The sequence below is a fragment of the Pseudogulbenkiania sp. FW507-F1 genome (assembly GCF_058781125.1).
Genome location: NZ_JBYSWM010000001.1, coordinates 1 through 15,724, shown reverse-complemented (window position 1 = coordinate 15,724; position 15,724 = coordinate 1). Strand labels below are relative to the sequence as shown.

General features: G+C 63.5%; 15 protein-coding genes. 8 read left to right on the top strand and 7 right to left on the bottom strand.

From position 1 onward, the window contains the following. Positions 1-6: 6 nt before the first annotated feature. The 6 genes from hscA to iscR all read right to left on the bottom strand — a co-directional run bounded on the left by hscA (position 7) and on the right by iscR (position 5,208). On the bottom strand, positions 7-1,866 hold the full coding sequence (hscA, locus tag AC3WG5_RS00075) for a Fe-S protein assembly chaperone HscA (RefSeq protein ID WP_492567365.1): 1,860 nt from the start codon (positions 1,864-1,866) through the stop codon (positions 7-9). Between the two features lie 45 nt (positions 1,867-1,911). Continuing rightward, on the bottom strand, positions 1,912-2,445 hold the full coding sequence (gene hscB, locus AC3WG5_RS00070; RefSeq protein ID WP_492567364.1) for a Fe-S protein assembly co-chaperone HscB: 534 nt from the start codon (positions 2,443-2,445) through the stop codon (positions 1,912-1,914). Positions 2,446-2,526: 81 nt separating this feature from the next. Beyond that, positions 2,527-2,850: an iron-sulfur cluster assembly protein IscA gene (gene iscA, locus AC3WG5_RS00065; protein WP_008952565.1), complete on the bottom strand. Its 324-nt coding sequence runs from the start codon at positions 2,848-2,850 to the stop codon at positions 2,527-2,529. A gap of 48 nt (positions 2,851-2,898) precedes the next feature. Beyond that, complete coding sequence (iscU, locus tag AC3WG5_RS00060; RefSeq protein ID WP_008952566.1) at positions 2,899-3,282, bottom strand: Fe-S cluster assembly scaffold IscU; 384 nt, start codon at positions 3,280-3,282, stop codon at positions 2,899-2,901. Between the two features lie 196 nt (positions 3,283-3,478). Continuing rightward, a complete protein-coding gene (locus AC3WG5_RS00055) occupies positions 3,479-4,696 on the bottom strand; it encodes an IscS subfamily cysteine desulfurase (RefSeq protein WP_008952567.1) in 1,218 nt (405 codons plus the stop codon). A gap of 29 nt (positions 4,697-4,725) precedes the next feature. Next, entirely contained in the window at positions 4,726-5,208 is a 483-nt protein-coding gene (gene iscR, locus AC3WG5_RS00050; protein WP_008952568.1) for a Fe-S cluster assembly transcriptional regulator IscR, read from the bottom strand. A 267-nt stretch (positions 5,209-5,475) separates the two neighbouring features. On the opposite strand from iscR, the gene AC3WG5_RS00045 reads away from it, so the two are divergent. Continuing rightward, entirely contained in the window at positions 5,476-6,597 is a 1,122-nt protein-coding gene (locus tag AC3WG5_RS00045; RefSeq protein WP_492567363.1) for a beta-ketoacyl-ACP synthase III, read from the top strand. 48 nt (positions 6,598-6,645) lie between these two features. Here the strand turns inward: AC3WG5_RS00045 and AC3WG5_RS00040 are convergent, their stop codons facing one another. Beyond that, positions 6,646-7,563 (bottom strand): LysR substrate-binding domain-containing protein, encoded by a 918-nt coding sequence (locus AC3WG5_RS00040; RefSeq protein WP_492567362.1) that lies wholly within the window; start codon positions 7,561-7,563, stop codon positions 6,646-6,648. A 306-nt stretch (positions 7,564-7,869) separates the two neighbouring features. Between AC3WG5_RS00040 and AC3WG5_RS00035 the strand changes: the two genes are divergently transcribed. The 7 genes from AC3WG5_RS00035 to AC3WG5_RS00005 all read left to right on the top strand — a co-directional run bounded on the left by AC3WG5_RS00035 (position 7,870) and on the right by AC3WG5_RS00005 (position 15,500). Continuing rightward, on the top strand, positions 7,870-9,462 hold the full coding sequence (locus AC3WG5_RS00035; RefSeq protein ID WP_008952571.1) for an ABC transporter substrate-binding protein: 1,593 nt from the start codon (positions 7,870-7,872) through the stop codon (positions 9,460-9,462). Between the two features lie 409 nt (positions 9,463-9,871). After that, on the top strand, positions 9,872-10,900 hold the full coding sequence (locus tag AC3WG5_RS00030) for an ABC transporter permease subunit (protein ID WP_008952572.1): 1,029 nt from the start codon (positions 9,872-9,874) through the stop codon (positions 10,898-10,900). Between the two features lie 16 nt (positions 10,901-10,916). After that, the gene (locus AC3WG5_RS00025; RefSeq protein ID WP_492567361.1) at positions 10,917-11,840 is read left to right on the top strand and encodes an ABC transporter permease subunit; all 924 of its coding nucleotides are present in this window, start codon (positions 10,917-10,919) and stop codon (positions 11,838-11,840) included. A gap of 10 nt (positions 11,841-11,850) precedes the next feature. Further along, entirely contained in the window at positions 11,851-12,825 is a 975-nt protein-coding gene (locus AC3WG5_RS00020; protein WP_492567360.1) for an ABC transporter ATP-binding protein, read from the top strand. Then, positions 12,822-13,793 (top strand): peptide ABC transporter ATP-binding protein, encoded by a 972-nt coding sequence (locus tag AC3WG5_RS00015; protein WP_482584155.1) that lies wholly within the window; start codon positions 12,822-12,824, stop codon positions 13,791-13,793. The genes AC3WG5_RS00020 and AC3WG5_RS00015 overlap by 4 nt, the downstream gene beginning before the upstream one ends. 104 nt (positions 13,794-13,897) lie before the next feature. Continuing rightward, positions 13,898-14,425: a pantetheine-phosphate adenylyltransferase gene (coaD, locus tag AC3WG5_RS00010; RefSeq protein ID WP_014088282.1), complete on the top strand. Its 528-nt coding sequence runs from the start codon at positions 13,898-13,900 to the stop codon at positions 14,423-14,425. A gap of 127 nt (positions 14,426-14,552) precedes the next feature. Continuing rightward, positions 14,553-15,500 carry a class I SAM-dependent methyltransferase gene (locus tag AC3WG5_RS00005; RefSeq protein WP_492567359.1) on the top strand — a complete coding sequence of 316 codons (948 nt, stop codon included), beginning with the start codon at positions 14,553-14,555 and terminating at the stop codon, positions 15,498-15,500. Positions 15,501-15,724: the final 224 nt, after the last annotated feature.

Sequence of the window (15,724 nt, the reverse complement as noted above, 5' to 3'; positions counted from 1 at the left end):
TGATCCTTACAATTCGGCGATGTTGTGACCCTTGAGCGCGCGCTGCACGTTGCGGTCCATGCGGCGGGCGGCAAAGGTTTCGGTGAGACGGTTGAGCTGGTGGGCGGCTTCGTTGATCGCCACGGTGCGGTTGCCGGCGATGGCGTCGGCCACCGCGCCGATGCCGGCTTCGATGCCGGCCAGCTCGTCGGCGCTGAGCAGGTCGCCGTCGGCGGCGATGGCGGCGCGGGTGGCGTCGGCCAGGCTTTCGGCGTCGACGATGGCTTCGCGCAGTTTGCGCGCCTCGATGTCGTCCTGCACGTGCGCCAGCGAGTCGGTCAGCATGCGCGTGATGTCCTCGTCGGACAGGCCGTAGGACGGCTTGACCTCGATGTGGGCTTCCACCCCCGAGGTCAGTTCGCGTGCCGACACCGCCAACAGGCCGTCGGCGTCCACCTGGAAGGTGATGCGGATGCGCGCCGCCCCCGCCACCATCGGCGGAATGCCGCGCAGCACGAACTGCGCCAGCGAACGGCAGTCGCTCACCAGTTCGCGCTCGCCCTGCAGCACGTGGATCGACATCGCGGTCTGGCCGTCCTTGAAGGTGGTGAATTCCTGGGCGCGCGCGATCGGCAGCGTGCTGTTGCGCGGGATGATCTTCTCGGTGAGCCCGCCCATGGTCTCAATGCCGAGCGACAGCGGGATCACGTCGAGCAGCAGCCAGTCGTCGTCCTGCTTGTTGCCGGCCAGCACGTTGGCCTGCATCGCGGCGCCCAGCGCCACCACCTTGTCCGGGTCGAGGTTTGTCAGCGGGGTCTGGCCGAACAGGTCGCCCACCGCCTTCTGGATGTGCGGCATGCGCGTGGCGCCGCCCACCATTACCACGCCCTTGACGTCGTCGACGCCGATGCGGGCGTCGCGCAGCGCCTTGCGCACCGGCAGCAGGGTCTTGTCGACCAGGGTCTTGGTGATGTCGCGGAAGGTGTCCTGGTCGAGCGTCAGGTCGATGGCCTGGCCGTCGGACAACAGCGCGGTCAGCCGGGTGCTGGCGTGCTCGGTGAGCGCTTCCTTGGCTTCGCGCGCGCAGGTCAGCAACAGGCGCGAGTCGTGCGCATTGAGGCCGGACAGGCCGGCCTGCGCCAGCGTCCAGCAGTACACGCGATGGTCGAAGTCGTCGCCGCCGAGGGCCGAGTCGCCGCTGGTGGAGAGCACTTCGAACACTCCCTGGGTGAGCTTGAGGATGGAAACGTCGAAGGTGCCGCCGCCGAGGTCGTACACCACGTAGACGCCCTCGGAGCTGTTGTCGAGACCGTAGGCGATGGCGGCGGCGGTCGGTTCGTTCAACAGGCGCAGCACGTTGAGTCCGGCCAGGCGGGCGGCGTCCTTGGTGGCTTGGCGCTGGGCGTCGTCGAAGTAGGCCGGTACGGTGATCACCGCGCCCACCAGTTCGCCGCCGAGCGAATCTTCGGCGCGTTGCTTGAGCGCGCGCAGGATGTCGGCGGAGATCTCCACCGGGCTCTTCGGGCCGGCGCGGGTGATCAGCTGCACCATGCCGGGCGCGTCGACGAAGCGGTAGGGCTGGGCGGCGGCTTCGCTGATGTCGGCCAGGCCGCGTCCCATGAAGCGTTTCACCGACACGATGGTGTTGTGCGGGTCGCGGCTCTGCTCGGCCTGCGCGGCAAAGCCCACCGCCACGTCGCCGCCGTCGAGATAGCGCACCACCGAGGGCAGCAGGCTGCGGCCGTGCTCATCCGGCAGCACGCCGGCCGCGCCGCTGCGCACGGTGGCCACCAGCGAGTTGGTGGTGCCGAGGTCGATGCCGACGGCGAGGCGGTGTTGATGGGGTGCGGCGGAGAGGCCGGGTTCGGCAATTTGCAAGAGGGCCATGGTGGTCAATCGTGTTGTAGAGGCGGCTTCGGCCAACCTGTGGGGTCAGAACAGCAGGGTTTCGATGGCGTCGCCGATTTCCTGTTCGAGTTTTTCCAGAAAGCGCAATTTTCTAACCAGGACGGCGGCGACGTCCAGATCGCCGGTGTCGTCCAGAACCACGCCGAGCTGCTGCTGCAGGGCGGCGGCGTCGCGTTGCAGTTCCCGCGCCAGCTTCTCCAGCGCCGCCACGTCGTGCTCGTCCTTGGCCTCGCCGATCGCCTCGCGCCATTCCATCTGCGCCATCAGGAAATCGGCCGGCATGCTGGTATTGGTGTCTTCCTGGGTGTCGACGCCGGCCAGTTGCAGCAGGTAGCGGGCGCGCGCCAGCGGCGATTTCAGGGTGCGGTAGGCTTCGTTGGCGTGGGTCGCCATCATCAGGGCGGCGCGCTTCTCGGCGTCGCCGGCGCTGGCGTAACGGTCGGGATGGACCTGCGCTGCCACGGTGCGCCAGGCGCTATCGAGCTGGCCCGCGTCCAGCGCGAAGCGGCGCGGCAGCCCGAACAGGCTGAAATGGTCCTGCTTGAAGTCGAAGTTCATGGCATCTCGCAAACAGCGCCCTGCTTTTCAGACAAAACCGACCACGAAGGTCGGTTCCGGCAGCATGGCTCTCAAGGTGACTCAGACGTTGAAGCTCTCGCCGCAACCGCACTCGTTCTTGACGTTCGGGTTGTTGAACTGGAAGCCCTCGTTGAGGCCCTCCTTGGCGTAGTCGAGTTCGGTGCCGTCGAGGTAGGCCAGGCTCTTGGCGTCGGTAAACACCGTCACGCCATGGCTCTGGAAGGTCACGTCCTCGTCGCTGGCGACGTCGACGAACTCCAGCTTGTAGGCCATGCCCGAGCAGCCCGATGTTTTCACGCCGAGGCGGATGCCCAGACCCTTGCCGCGCTTGGCGATGAAGTTGCGGACATGGTCGGCCGCACGTTCGGAAAGAGTGATTGCCATAGTCGTTCCTGCCGATGGGGCAGAGGGCAGGCGGAGCCTGCCATCCGCTTACTTGCCGTGTTTCTGTTTGTAGTCGCTCACTGCTGCCTTGATGGCGTCTTCGGCCAGGATGGAGCAGTGGATTTTCACCGGGGGCAGCGCCAGCTCTTCGGCGATCTCGGTGTTCTTGATCGACATGGCTTCGTCCAGCGTCTTGCCCTTGACCCACTCGGTCACCAGCGAGGACGAGGCGATCGCCGAGCCGCAGCCGTAGGTCTTGAACTTGGCGTCTTCGATCACGCCGTTCTCGTTGACCTTGATCTGCAGCTTCATCACGTCGCCACAGGCCGGGGCGCCGACCATGCCGGTGCCGACGCTGTCGTCGCCCTTGTCGAAGGAGCCGACGTTGCGCGGGTTCTCGTAATGGTCCAGGACCTGTTCACTGTATGCCATGGTGTAGTTCTCCTTGCGTGCGGGAGGGACTGCCTCCCGCCGGTAATCTGGTTTAGAACCTGCTCACGATCTTGCTGCGCATCCCTGATCGGGGCTCATGTGCTGCTCGAAATCCACATGTACTCCAGTACATTCCGGTTTCTGCGCTGCTCTTCACCCCGCTGAGGGCCGCTCGCGACAGATCGTGAACGGGTTCTTAGTGGGCTGCCCACTCGATGCTGTTGAGGTCGACGCCGTCCTTGAACATTTCCCACAGCGGGGACAGTTCGCGCAGCTTGCCGATCTTCTCGCGCATCAGCTTGATGGTGTAGTCGATCTCTTCCTCGGTGGTGAAGCGGCCGATGGTGAAGCGGATCGAGCTGTGCGCCAGTTCGTCGTTGCGGCCCAGTGCGCGCAGCACGTAGGACGGCTCCAGGCTGGCCGAGGTGCAGGCCGAGCCGGACGATACCGCCAGGTCCCTCACCGCCATGATCAGCGATTCGCCTTCAACGAAGTTGAAGCTGACGTTGAGGTTGTGCGGCACGCGGGCGTCGATGTCGCCGTTGATGTAGACCTCTTCCATATCCTTGATGCCGTTCCACAGGCGGTCGCGCAGCATGCGGATGCGCTCGTTCTCGGTCGCCATCTCTTCACGGGCGATGCGGAAGGCCTGGCCCATGCCGACGATCTGGTGCGGCGCCAGCGTGCCGGAGCGGAAACCGCGCTCGTGGCCGCCGCCGTGCATCTGCGCTTCCAGGCGCACGCGCGGCTTGCGGCGCACGTACAGCGCGCCGATGCCTTTCGGGCCATAGGTCTTGTGGGCGGAGAAGCTCATCAGGTCGACCTTGAGCTGGCTCAGGTCGATATCGACCTTGCCGGTTGCCTGGGCGGCGTCGACATGGAACACGATGCCTTTCTCACGGCAGATCTCGCCGATCTGTGGAATATCCTGGATTACGCCGACCTCGTTATTGACGTACATCACGGATACCAGAATGGTGTCCGGGCGCAGCGCCGCCTTGAAGTCGTCGAGGTCGATCAGGCCGTTGTCCTTGACGCCGAGGTAGGTCACCTCGAAGCCCTGGCGTTCCAGTTCGCGACAGGTGTCGAGCACGGCCTTGTGTTCGGTCTTGACGGTGATGATGTGCTTACCCTTGCTCTTGTAGAACTGGGCGGCGCCCTTGATCGCCAGGTTGTCGGACTCGGTGGCGCCGGAGGTCCAGATGATTTCCTTGGGGTCGCAGTTCACCAGCGCGGCCACGTCAGCACGGGCTTGTTCCACCGCGGCTTCCGCTTCCCAGCCGAAGCTGTGGCTGCGCGACGCCGGGTTGCCGAATTTCTCGGTCAGGTAGACCACCATCTGTTCCGCCACGCGCGGGTCGACCGGCGTAGTGGCGGAATAGTCGAGGTAGATCGGAAGCTTGAGCTGACTCATTCTTAATATCTCCACAAAAGGCGTCCGGTTCACATGGCGCCGGTCGGCGTGACGCGAGCCCGCTGTGGCGTGGCTTCGCGCTTGTCCTGCATGACGTTGACATCCTTGGCGTGCTGCTCGGCTACCAGGCTGAACAGCGTCACCTTGGACAGGTAATCGAAAATGGTGGCGTTGAGGTTGGTCCACAAGTCGTGGGTCATGCAGCGATGGTTGTCGTGACAGTTCTCGCGACCGCCGCACTGGGTGGCGTCCACCGGCTCGTCCACGGCGGTGATGATGTCCGCCACCGAAATCTGTTCGGCGCTCTTGGCCAGGGTGTAGCCACCGCCCGGACCGCGCACGCTTTCCACCAGTTCGGCGCGGCGCAGCTTGCCGAACAGCTGTTCCAGATAGGAAAGCGAGATGCTCTGCCGTTCGCTGATCCCCGCCAGCGTGACGGGGCCGTTGCCATGGCGCAAGGCCAGATCCAGCATGGCGGTGACGGCGAAGCGTCCCTTGGTGGTCAAACGCATGATCTCAGTTTCCGTTGGGAATGGTTATCCGGATTATACCTAATTTCCGAGTAATTTAGTCAACTACTGGTCGGCCAAGTTTGCTCATCTGCATTGAGGCACCGGCAGAAGCCGTTTCGTCGACACCGGCTATAACTTGACTATTTTACTTGGTTTTAGCGTGGCTGGCATGTGTTTCTTAATGACCCGTGGCCGCTTGGTGTATCATCAGTCGAACATTTGTTTGATTTTGATGCGCCGGCCACTGCCGCCGGCTGGGAGTGAGCAATGCACAAGGTGGTCATCAGCGGCACGGGCCTGTTTACCCCGCCCCATGCGGTCGGTAACGAACAGCTGGTCGCGGCCTTCAACCAGTACGCCGCCCATTTCAACGCCGAGCAGGCCGAGGCCATTGCCGCCGGCGAGGTCGAACCGCTGGCGGCGTCGAGCGCCGAGTTCATCGAGAAGGCCTCGGGCATCCGCCAGCGCTTCCTGATGGACGCGGCGGGGGTGCTCGACCCGGCGCGCATGGCGCCGCGCCTGCCCGAGCGGGACGACGAGACCCTGTCGCTGCAGGCCGAGATGGCGCTCGCCGCCGCACGCGAGGCGCTGGCCCAGGCCGGAAGGTTGGCCGAAGACGTGGACCTGGTGATCGCCGCCTGCTCCAACCTGCCGCGGCCCTACCCGGCGCTGGCGATCGAGGTGCAGCGGGCGCTCGGCATCCAGGGCTACGCCTTCGACATGAACGTGGCCTGCTCCTCGGCGACGTTCGGCATCCACAGCGCGGTCAATGCCATCCAGTGCGGGCAGGCGCGCGCGGTGCTGATGGTGAACCCGGAAATCTGCTCGGCCCACCTCAACTTCCGCGACCGCGACAGCCACTTCATCTTCGGCGATGCCTGCACCGCGGTGCTGCTGGAGCGTGCCGACCTGGCGGCTTCGGCCAACGTCTACGAAGTGCTGGGGACGCGCCTGGCTACCGCCTTTTCCAACAACATCCGCAACAACTTCGGCTTTCTCAACCGTTGCGACGAAAGCGGCATCGGCCGGCCGGACAAACTGTTCGTGCAGCAGGGGCGCAAGGTGTTCAAGGAAGTCTGCCCGATGGTGGGCGAACACATCGTCGCCCATCTGGGGCAACTGGCGATCCGGCCCGACGACGTGCGCTGCTTCTGGCTGCACCAGGCCAATCTGGCGATGAACCAGCTGATCGCGCGGCGCGTGCTCGGCCGCGAGGCCGGTCCCGACGAGGCGCCGGTGATCCTGGACCGCTACGGCAATACCAGCTCGGCTGGCTCGATCATCGCTTTCCATTTGCATAAAGATCGGCTACGAACTAATGATATGGGCGTGATCTGCTCGTTCGGGGCGGGTTACTCGGTCGGCAGCGTGGTACTGAAGCAAGCCTGAGCCATGCCGGCTCAGGCCACCCGCCGCCAGGCCTCAGGTGGGCTGTGCCTAATCCTTGCGTGTGACGTGGCCGAAGTCGTGTTCGCGCGCCACGGCCAGCGCGGCCTCGCGGAAATCGTGGGCGATGTCGGAGCGGATGCCGGTGCTCGGGTAGGCCAGCACGTACTGGTGGCGAATCTCGGTCTGGAACGGCCGTACCACCACGCCGTGCGGTTCCCACAGCGGGGCGGCGAAGGGCTCGACGATGGAGACGCCGAAGCCGTTGGCCACCATGGCATAGCGGGTGTGCGAGGTATAGGTGCGGATGGTGTAGCGCGGGCGGATGGCCGGGTCGGGCAGATAGGCCTCCTCCATGCCGCGCGACAGTAGGCCGTCCGGCAGCCAGCCGATGACATCCTGCTCGTGCAGGTCCTCCGGCACGATCACCTCCTTCCTGGCCAGCGGGTGCGTGGCCGGCATGGCGCACAGCACGTTGCCCTCCAGCAGCGGCTCCATCTCGATGCCGGCAATGGGGGGAAAGGCTTGGCACACTGCAATGTCGACCTTGAGATCCTGCAGCCGCACCAGGATTTCCGGGCTATTGGCGGAGTCGACCTTCACCGGCATGCCCGGTTTTCTCTTGAAGAATTCGCGCAGGATCGGCGGCAGCAGGGCGGTGGACAGTACCGGCAGACACGCTATGGTCAGGCCTTCGGAAGCCTCCTGCCGAATGGTATCGGCCGCCTGCCTGAGGCGTTCCAAGCCGAGGAAGTTTTCTTCCACGGCGCGGTAGAAGCGCACCGCCGCCATGGTCGGTTCGAGCCGCCCCTTGGTGCGGTTGAAGAGGCGAAAGCCCAGGTCCGCCTCGAGATCGGCGATCAGCCGGCTGATCCCCGGCTGGGTGATGTGCATGCGACGCGCGGCACCGACGCTGGTGCCGGTCACCATCAGACAACGGAAGGCCTCGACTTGGCGGAAACGGATCATGGGGAAAGCTTTCTTGAATGGCTGGCACAGGCGACATTATAACAAAACCGCATTGGCTATCATTGTTTGCGAATGGATGTGATAGTTGAAGTGTGGAATACTCGGCGCGCACCAGCAGAAGTCGTCTCGGAGCCTGATAACCGCCGAGTGTTGGCCGCACGATCTCCCTTCGGACCCGTTCCGGGCGACATCAGGGGGGAGAAAGGGCAGGGCGTGATTGTAGTGACGATACCGCCTGCACCCTATCCGGGCGCTGGCGGACTGTAAAAGCTGAAACCTTAAATACAAGCAGGGAATAGGGAAACTATGAAAATTGCCAAGCATTTGCTGCTCACCGCTGGCCTGCTCGCCGGCGCGTCCATGGCGCAGGCCGCCGGTACCTTGATCTACTGTTCCGAAGGGAGCCCGGCCGGCTTCGATCCGGGCCAGTACACCACCGGCACCGATTTCGACGCCTCGGCAGAAACCGTGTTCAACCGCCTGGTGCAATTCGAACGCGGCGGTACCAAGGTGATTCCCGGCCTGGCCGAAAAGTGGGAGGTCTCGCCGGATGGCCTGAACTACACCTTCCATCTGCGCAAGGGCGTCAAGTTCCACACCACCGACTACTTCAAGCCGAGCCGCGAATTCAACGCCGACGACGTGCTGTTCACCTTCCAGCGCATGCTCGACAAGAACCACCCGTTCCGCAAGGCCTACCCGACCGAATTCCCGTACTTCACCGACATGGGCATGGATGCGAACATCGCCCACGTCGAGAAGATCGACCCGTACACCGTCAAGTTCACCCTCAAGAAGATCGACGCCGCCTTCGTGCAGGATCTGGCGATGAGCTTCGCCTCGATCCAGTCGGCCGAATACGCCGACAAGCTGTTGAAGGAAGGCAAGCCGCAGCTGATCAACCAGCAGCCGGTCGGCACCGGCCCGTTCATCTTCAAGCGCTACCAGAAAGACGCCCAGATCCGCTTCGTCGGCAACAAGGAATACTGGAACAAGGGTGAGGTGAAGCTCGACAACCTGGTGTTCGCCATCACCACCGATCCGTCGGTGCGCTTCCAGAAGCTGAAAGCCGGCGAATGCCAGGTCACCACCTTCCCGCGCCCGGCCGACGTGCCGGCGATGAAGGCCGACCCGAAACTCAAGGTGATGTCGCAGTCCGGCTTCAACCTCGGCTACGTCGCCTACAACGTCAAGCACAAGCCGCTGGAGAAGCTCGAAGTGCGCCAGGCGCTGGACATGGCGATCAACAAGAAAGCCATCATCGACGCCGTGTACCAGGGCGCCGGCCAATCGGCCACCAACCCGATGCCGCCGACCCAGTGGTCGTACAACAAGTCGCTGAAGGACGCGCCGTACAGCCCGGAAAAGGCCAAGGAGCTGCTGAAGAAGGCCGGCTTCCCGAACGGCTTCGAACTCAGCCTGTGGGCCATGCCGGTGCAGCGCCCGTATAACCCGAACGCCAAGGTGATGGCCGAAATGATCCAGTCCGACTGGGCCAAGATCGGCGTCAAGGCCAAGATCCAGTCCTACGAGTGGGGCGAGTACCTCAAGCGCGCCAAGGCCGGCGAGCACGATTCCATGCTGATCGGCTGGACCGGCGACAACGGCGATCCGGACAACTGGCTGGGCGTGCTGTTCGGCTGTGAAGCGATGAACGGCAACAACTTCTCCAAGTGGTGCTACAAGCCGTTCGAAGACCTGATCCAGAAGGGCAAGACCACCGCCAACGTCGGCGAGCGCACCAAGCTCTACATGAAGGCGCAGGAAATCGTGAAGCAGCAGGTGCCGCTCACCACCATCGCGCACTCCACGGTGAACCAGCCGATGCGCAAGGAAGTGGAAGGCTTCAAGGTCAGCCCGTTCGGCCTGAATTCCTTCTACGGCGTCAGCGTCAAGTAAGGACGGCACTGCGCCTGTCTGATGGCTGATTTTCGGGGGCTGCGGCCCCCGATCCATTACAACGGTTCCGACCATGCAAAGGGCATGACCCGCAGCAGATCGGAGCCGTTGAGCGGATGGTGGAAAGGCCGACTGGGGCCGGGAAAATGACCGCGGCCGGATGCATCTTCGTCGCTTCTTGACCTATATCAATACCCTCGCGCCAGCGCGATGTTATCGTTCTCTTGCCGTGACGGTAACGAGTAGCTGATGTGGGTGGGTGGTTCAGTTGCAACGTTATCGTCCGGCGCCTCCTTCTCTCTTCTCCCGCGGTTCTTCCTCCATCTTTCGCTTGGCATGATCCCTTACCCGGGGTCGACCAACAGTGCGCCTTATCGCTGCGTGCACTGAGCGTGGGAGATGTTTCACTATGTTTTCATTCATTCTGAGGCGCCTGGGTCTGCTGCTGCCGACGTTTTTCGGCATCACGCTGATTACCTTCGGCCTGATCCGCCTGATCCCCGGTGATCCGGTGGAAGTCATGGTGGGCGAGCGTACCCTCGACCCGCAGATGCATGCCGACGCCATGCATCGCCTGGGCCTCGACAAGCCGATCTACCTGCAATACGTCGATTACCTGCATAACCTGGCGACCGGCCACCTGGGCGAGTCGCTGGTGACCAAGGACAGCGTGTGGAAGGAGTTCACCACGCTGTTTCCGGCCACGCTGGAACTGGCCGTGATGGCCATGCTGTTCGCCGCCGTGTTCGGCCTCTTGGCCGGCGTGATCGCCGCCATCAAGCGCGGCTCGATCTTCGATCACGGCGTCATGGGGCTTGCCCTGACCGGTTTCTCGATGCCGATCTTCTGGTGGGGCCTGATCCTCATCATGTTCTTCTCGGTCAAGCTCGGCTGGACGCCGGTGTCGGGCCGGCTCGACCTGGCTTTCGACATCGCGCCGCGCACCGGCTTCATGCTGATCGACGCCTGGTTGGCCGAAGCCGCCGACCCTTCGCTCAACGCCGGCGCCTTCAAGGATGCGCTGAAGCACCTGATCCTGCCCGCCATCGTGCTGGGCACCATCCCGCTCGCGGTGATCGCGCGCATGACCCGCTCCTCGATGCTGGAAGTGCTGCGCGAGGACTATGTCCGCACCGCACGCGCCAAGGGGTTGTCGCCGGCGCGGGTGATCTTCATCCATACCCTGCGCAACGCCATGATCCCGGTGCTGACGGTGATGGGGCTGCAGGTGGGGACGCTGATGGGCGGCGCGGTCCTGACCGAAACCATCTTCTCCTGGCCCGGCATCGGCAAGTGGTTGATCGACGCCATCAGCCGGCGTGACTACCCGGTGGTGCAAAACGGCATCCTCATGGTCGCCACGCTGGTGATCCTGGTGAACTTCATCGTGGACATCCTCTACGGCATCGCCAACCCGCGCATCCGTCATGCCAAGTAACCGCACAGGAGCCGTCATGGCCAACGTACAAGCTTCTCCCGTTGCGACCGCCGCCGACGATGTGGCGCTGTCGTACCCCTCGCCATTGAAAGAATTCTGGCAGGGCTTCTCCCATAACAAGGGCGCCGTGGCTGGGCTGGTGTTCATGCTCGCGATCACGCTCAGCGCGCTCTTGGCACCCTGGCTCGCGCCGTACAACCCGATCGAACAGTACCGCGACGCCATCCTCGCGCCGCCGGCCTGGATGGATGGCGGGTCCAGCCGCTTCCTGTTCGGCACCGACGAACTGGGGCGCGACTTGCTGTCGCGGCTGATCCACGGCGCGCGCCTGTCGCTGCTGATCGGCCTGACTTCGGTGGTGATGGCGATGGTACCCGGGGTGATCCTCGGCCTGATCGCCGCCTTCTTCCCCAAGGTGCTGGGCAGCCTGATCATGCGCCTGATGGACATCATGATGGCGCTGCCGGCCCTGCTGCTGGCGGTGGCCATTGTCGCCATCCTCGGCCCGGGCCTGATCAACACCATGATCGCCATCGCCATCGTGGCGCTGCCGGCCTATGTCCGCCTCACCCGCGCCTCGGCGATGACCGAACTCAACCGCGACTACGTCACCGCCTCGCGTGTGGCTGGTGCCGGCCTGGTCCGGCTGATGTTCGTCTGCGTGTTGCCCAACTGCATGGCGCCACTGATCGTGCACGCCACCATGAGCTTCTCCTCGGCCATTCTCGAAGCCGCCGCGCTGGGCTTCCTCGGTCTCGGCGTGCAGCCGCCGACCCCGGAGTGGGGCACCATGCTGGCCTCGGCGCGCGACTACATCGAACGCGCCTGGTGGGTGGTGACCCTGCCGGGCCTCACCATCCTGCTGTCGGTCCTGGCCATCAACCTGATGGGCGACGGCCTGCGCGATGCGCTCGATCCGAAACTGAAGCGCGCCGCGTAAGGGGAAATACATGAGTCTGTTGCAAATCAAGAACCTCTCGGTCGAGTTCGGTTCGGACAAGAACCCCTTCCGCGCCGTGGAAGGGCTGGATCTCACCGTCGATCAGGGCGAGATCGTGGGCATCGTCGGCGAATCCGGTTCGGGCAAGTCGGTGACGATGATGGCGATGATGGGCCTCCTGGAAGGACAGGGCCGCATCGTCGCCGACCAGCTGCAGTTCGACGGCAAGAACCTGCTCACCATCAGCGCGCGCGCACGGCGCAAGATCGTCGGCAAGGACATCTCGATGATCTTCCAGGACCCGATGACGGCGCTCAACCCGAGCTTCACCGTCGGCTACCAGATCATGGAGGTGCTCAAGCTGCACCAGGGGCTGCGCGGGGCGGCGCTCAAGGCGCGTGCCCTGGAACTGATGGAAATGGTGGAAATCCCGGCGGCGGCGAGCCGCCTTTCCGCCTATCCGCACCAGCTCTCCGGTGGCATGAGCCAGCGCGTGGCCATCGCCATGGCCATCGCCTGCAATCCCAAGCTGCTGATCGCCGACGAACCGACCACCGCGCTCGACGTCACCATCCAGGCGCAGATCATGGAGCTGCTGGTCAGCCTGCAGCAAAGCCAGAACATGGCGCTGATCCTCATCACCCACGACCTGGCCGTGGTGGCCGAGGTGGCGCAGCGTCTGGCAGTGATGTACGCCGGCCAGGTGGCGGAAATGGGCCAGGTGCCGAACATTTTCCGTCACCCCTCCCATCCGTATACCGAAGCGCTGCTGAAGTCGATCCCGGAACACAGCAAGGGCGCGCACCGCCTCTCCACGCTGCCGGGCATCGTGCCGGGCCAGTACGACCGGCCGTCGGGCTGTCTGCTGTCGCCGCGCTGCCCGTACGTGCAGGAGCGTTGCCGCGTCGAGCGGCCGGCGTTGACCTCGATGCCTCAGGGCGCCGTGCGTTGCCATTTTCCGCTGTATGACAAGGAGTCCCGATGACTACCGTTCTCGAAGCGCGGGAGCTGACCCGCTATTACGACGTGTCGCAGGGCTTCCTCAAACCCGCCGCCACCGTCAAGGCGCTCAACGGCGTCTCGTTCTCTCTCCAGGCGGGCAAGACGCTGGCCGTAGTGGGCGAGTCCGGCTGCGGCAAGTCCACGCTGGCGCGCCAGCTGACCCTGATCGAGCCGCCGACCTCCGGTTCGCTGCTGCTTGACGGCGTCGATGCCGCCAAGGCCGACCGTGCCACCCTGAAAACCATGCGCACCCGGGTGCAGATGGTGTTCCAGAACCCGTACGCCTCGCTCAACCCGCGCCAGAAAATCGGCGACCAGTTGGCCGAACCGTTGCTGATCAATACCGCGTTGTCGGCGGCCGAGCGCCAGGCCAAGGTGCGCGCCATGATGGCCAAGGTCGGCCTGCGCCCGGAGCACTATTACCGCTACCCGCACATGTTCTCCGGCGGCCAGCGCCAGCGTATCGCCATCGCCCGCGCGATGATGCTCAACCCCAGGATCGTCATCGCCGACGAGCCGACCTCGGCGCTCGACGTGTCGATCCAGGCGCAGGTGCTTAACCTGTTCATGGACCTGCAGGACGAGTTCAAGACTGCCTACGTGTTCGTCTCGCACAACCTCGCCGTGGTCGAGCACGTCGCCGACGACGTGATGGTGATGTACCTCGGGCGCGCGGTGGAAAGCGGCAGCAAGGAGCAGATCTACTCGCGGCCGCTGCACCCGTACACCCAGGCGCTGTTGTCGGCCACGCCGTCGATCCGCCCGGAAGATCGGCACGCCAAGATCAAGATCGTCGGCGAGCTGCCGAGCCCGCTCAATCCGCCGACCGGCTGCGCCTTCCACAAGCGCTGTCCGCACGCCGTCGAACGCTGCCGCAGCGAGGTGCCGCCATTGCGCCCGGTGGAAGGTCATCTGGTGGCGTGTCATCGCGCGGAGGAAATCAACGTTTGATAGACTGAAACCAGCGCCCGGCCTGAAACCCCGCTTGAGGCGGGGTTTTTTGCTATGCAGCAAAAATAACTTTACCTTGCCCGTTTTGCAGGATAGATTCGACCATGGTGCAGACGATTAAAACAGGAAAGCGCAAATTGAAGCGAGCCGTGTACGCCGGGAGTTTCGACCCGGTCACCAATGGACATCTGTGGATCATTCGCAAGGCCGTCGAGCTGTTTGACGAAGTGATCGTCGCCATTGGCGTCAATCCGGACAAGCACTGCAGCTTCAGTGTCGAAGAACGCCTCGAGATGCTGCTGGCCGTCACGCAGGAATTTCCCAATCTGCGCGTCGAAGTCTTCGAGAACCAGTTTCTGGTCAATTACGCTCAGTCGGTCGGCGCGAACTACATCATCCGCGGCATCCGTACCGCCAGCGACTACGAGTACGAGCGCACCATGCGCTACATCAATACCGACCTGCACCCGGACATCACCACCATCTTCCTGCTGCCGCCGCGTGAATACGCCGAAGTCTCCTCCACCATGGTCAAGGGACTGGTCGGGCCGCAAGGCTGGGAACTGGTCATCCGCCAATACCTGCCGGAACCGGTCTGTCTCAAGCTGGTGGAAATGCACCACAAGCCATAACGAGTCATAATATCTCCCGCTCGGCCATCCGCCTGGCCGAAACACCCCGCGCGTCAGAGTCCGAAACTGGCGCGTTTTGCTTTTTTGATGGACTCCGGCTCAAGCCGGTCAGAAGAAGGATAGCGCCATGGTGGATGTGACACCGTTCGCCAATCGACTCGGCAAGAATTTCAAGCATTACGCCAAATGGGCTCGCCGCCAGGGTATCGAAGCCTGGCGCGCTTATGACCGCGACGTGCCGCAGTTCCCGCTGGCGGTGGACATCTACGGCCTGCGTGTCCACGTGCAGGAATACGATACCGGCTGGGAAATGGACGACAGCGAGCGCGAAGTCTGGCTCGACGCCTGCCTGGACGCCATCCGGCAGGTCACCGGCGTGGCGCGTGAGCACATCGCGCTCAAGACCCGTCGTCGTCAAAAGGGTGAAAGCCAGTACGAAAAGCTCGGCGAGTTGGGCGACGACTTCATAATCGAAGAGTTCGGCCAACGTTTCATCGTCAATCTCGAGGCCTATCTCGACACCGGCCTGTTCATCGACCATCGCAACACCCGCAAGCGTGTGCGCGAAGAAGCCGCCGGTAAGCGTTTCCTCAACCTGTTCGCCTACACCGGCAGCTTCACCGTCTACGCCGGTGCCGGCGGTGCGATCAGTTCGGAAACGGTCGACCTGTCCAATACCTACCAGGACTGGTCACGCCGCAACTTCGAACTCAACGGCCTGGATCTCAACCGTCACCAGCTCGTGCGTGCCGACGTGTTCCAGTACCTCGACGACGCCATCTACCAGCGCAAACAGTTCGACCTTATCGTCATGGACCCGCCGACCTTCTCCAACTCCAAGAAGATGCTCGACATCCTCGACGTCCAGCGCGACCACGTGCGGCTGATCGACGATGCCATGGCGCTGCTCGCGCCGGGGGGTACGCTGTACTTCTCCAACAACCTGCGCTCGTTCGCACTCGATCCACGGCTGGCCGAGAGTTACGACGTGCGCGATATCAGCGCCCAGTCGGTACCGGAAGACTTCCGCAATAAGAAAATCCACGTCTGTTATCGACTGCAGCACCGTGCATGAGCGGTCCACTGATGTAGAAAAGCAGGGTTGGCTTCGGCCAACCCTTTTTGTTTTTGTATGGGTTTTGCTTGTGCATCAATGGCTTGTGGCCTTCGTGCCGATTTTTCGTGATTTTTCTGCAAAAAGGCGTTGACGGGGCGGGGGTCGGGGCGTATAGTTCGCCTCCTCAGCTGACGCAGCGACGGAAACGACGCAGTCAGCACCGCTCTTTAACAAACAGAATA

Excerpts from the sequence above, each read along its gene's own strand:
- AC3WG5_RS00035 (WP_008952571.1), top strand. The coding sequence starts at position 7,870 with ATGAAAATTGCCAAGCATTTGCTGCTCACCGCTGGCCTGCTCGCCGGC.
- AC3WG5_RS00030 (WP_008952572.1), top strand. The coding sequence starts at position 9,872 with ATGTTTTCATTCATTCTGAGGCGCCTGGGTCTGCTGCTGCCGACGTTT.
- iscA (WP_008952565.1), bottom strand. The coding sequence starts at position 2,850 with ATGGCAATCACTCTTTCCGAACGTGCGGCCGACCATGTCCGCAACTTC.
- hscB (WP_492567364.1), bottom strand. The coding sequence starts at position 2,445 with ATGAACTTCGACTTCAAGCAGGACCATTTCAGCCTGTTCGGGCTGCCG.
- AC3WG5_RS00020 (WP_492567360.1), top strand. The coding sequence starts at position 11,851 with ATGAGTCTGTTGCAAATCAAGAACCTCTCGGTCGAGTTCGGTTCGGAC.
- AC3WG5_RS00025 (WP_492567361.1), top strand. The coding sequence starts at position 10,917 with ATGGCCAACGTACAAGCTTCTCCCGTTGCGACCGCCGCCGACGATGTG.
- iscU (WP_008952566.1), bottom strand. The coding sequence starts at position 3,282 with ATGGCATACAGTGAACAGGTCCTGGACCATTACGAGAACCCGCGCAAC.
- AC3WG5_RS00045 (WP_492567363.1), top strand. The coding sequence starts at position 5,476 with ATGCACAAGGTGGTCATCAGCGGCACGGGCCTGTTTACCCCGCCCCAT.
- AC3WG5_RS00055 (WP_008952567.1), bottom strand. The coding sequence starts at position 4,696 with ATGAGTCAGCTCAAGCTTCCGATCTACCTCGACTATTCCGCCACTACG.
- coaD (WP_014088282.1), top strand. The coding sequence starts at position 13,898 with ATGGTGCAGACGATTAAAACAGGAAAGCGCAAATTGAAGCGAGCCGTG.
- hscA (WP_492567365.1), bottom strand. The coding sequence starts at position 1,866 with ATGGCCCTCTTGCAAATTGCCGAACCCGGCCTCTCCGCCGCACCCCAT.
- AC3WG5_RS00040 (WP_492567362.1), bottom strand. The coding sequence starts at position 7,563 with ATGATCCGTTTCCGCCAAGTCGAGGCCTTCCGTTGTCTGATGGTGACC.
- AC3WG5_RS00015 (WP_482584155.1), top strand. The coding sequence starts at position 12,822 with ATGACTACCGTTCTCGAAGCGCGGGAGCTGACCCGCTATTACGACGTG.
- iscR (WP_008952568.1), bottom strand. The coding sequence starts at position 5,208 with ATGCGTTTGACCACCAAGGGACGCTTCGCCGTCACCGCCATGCTGGAT.
- AC3WG5_RS00005 (WP_492567359.1), top strand. The coding sequence starts at position 14,553 with ATGGTGGATGTGACACCGTTCGCCAATCGACTCGGCAAGAATTTCAAG.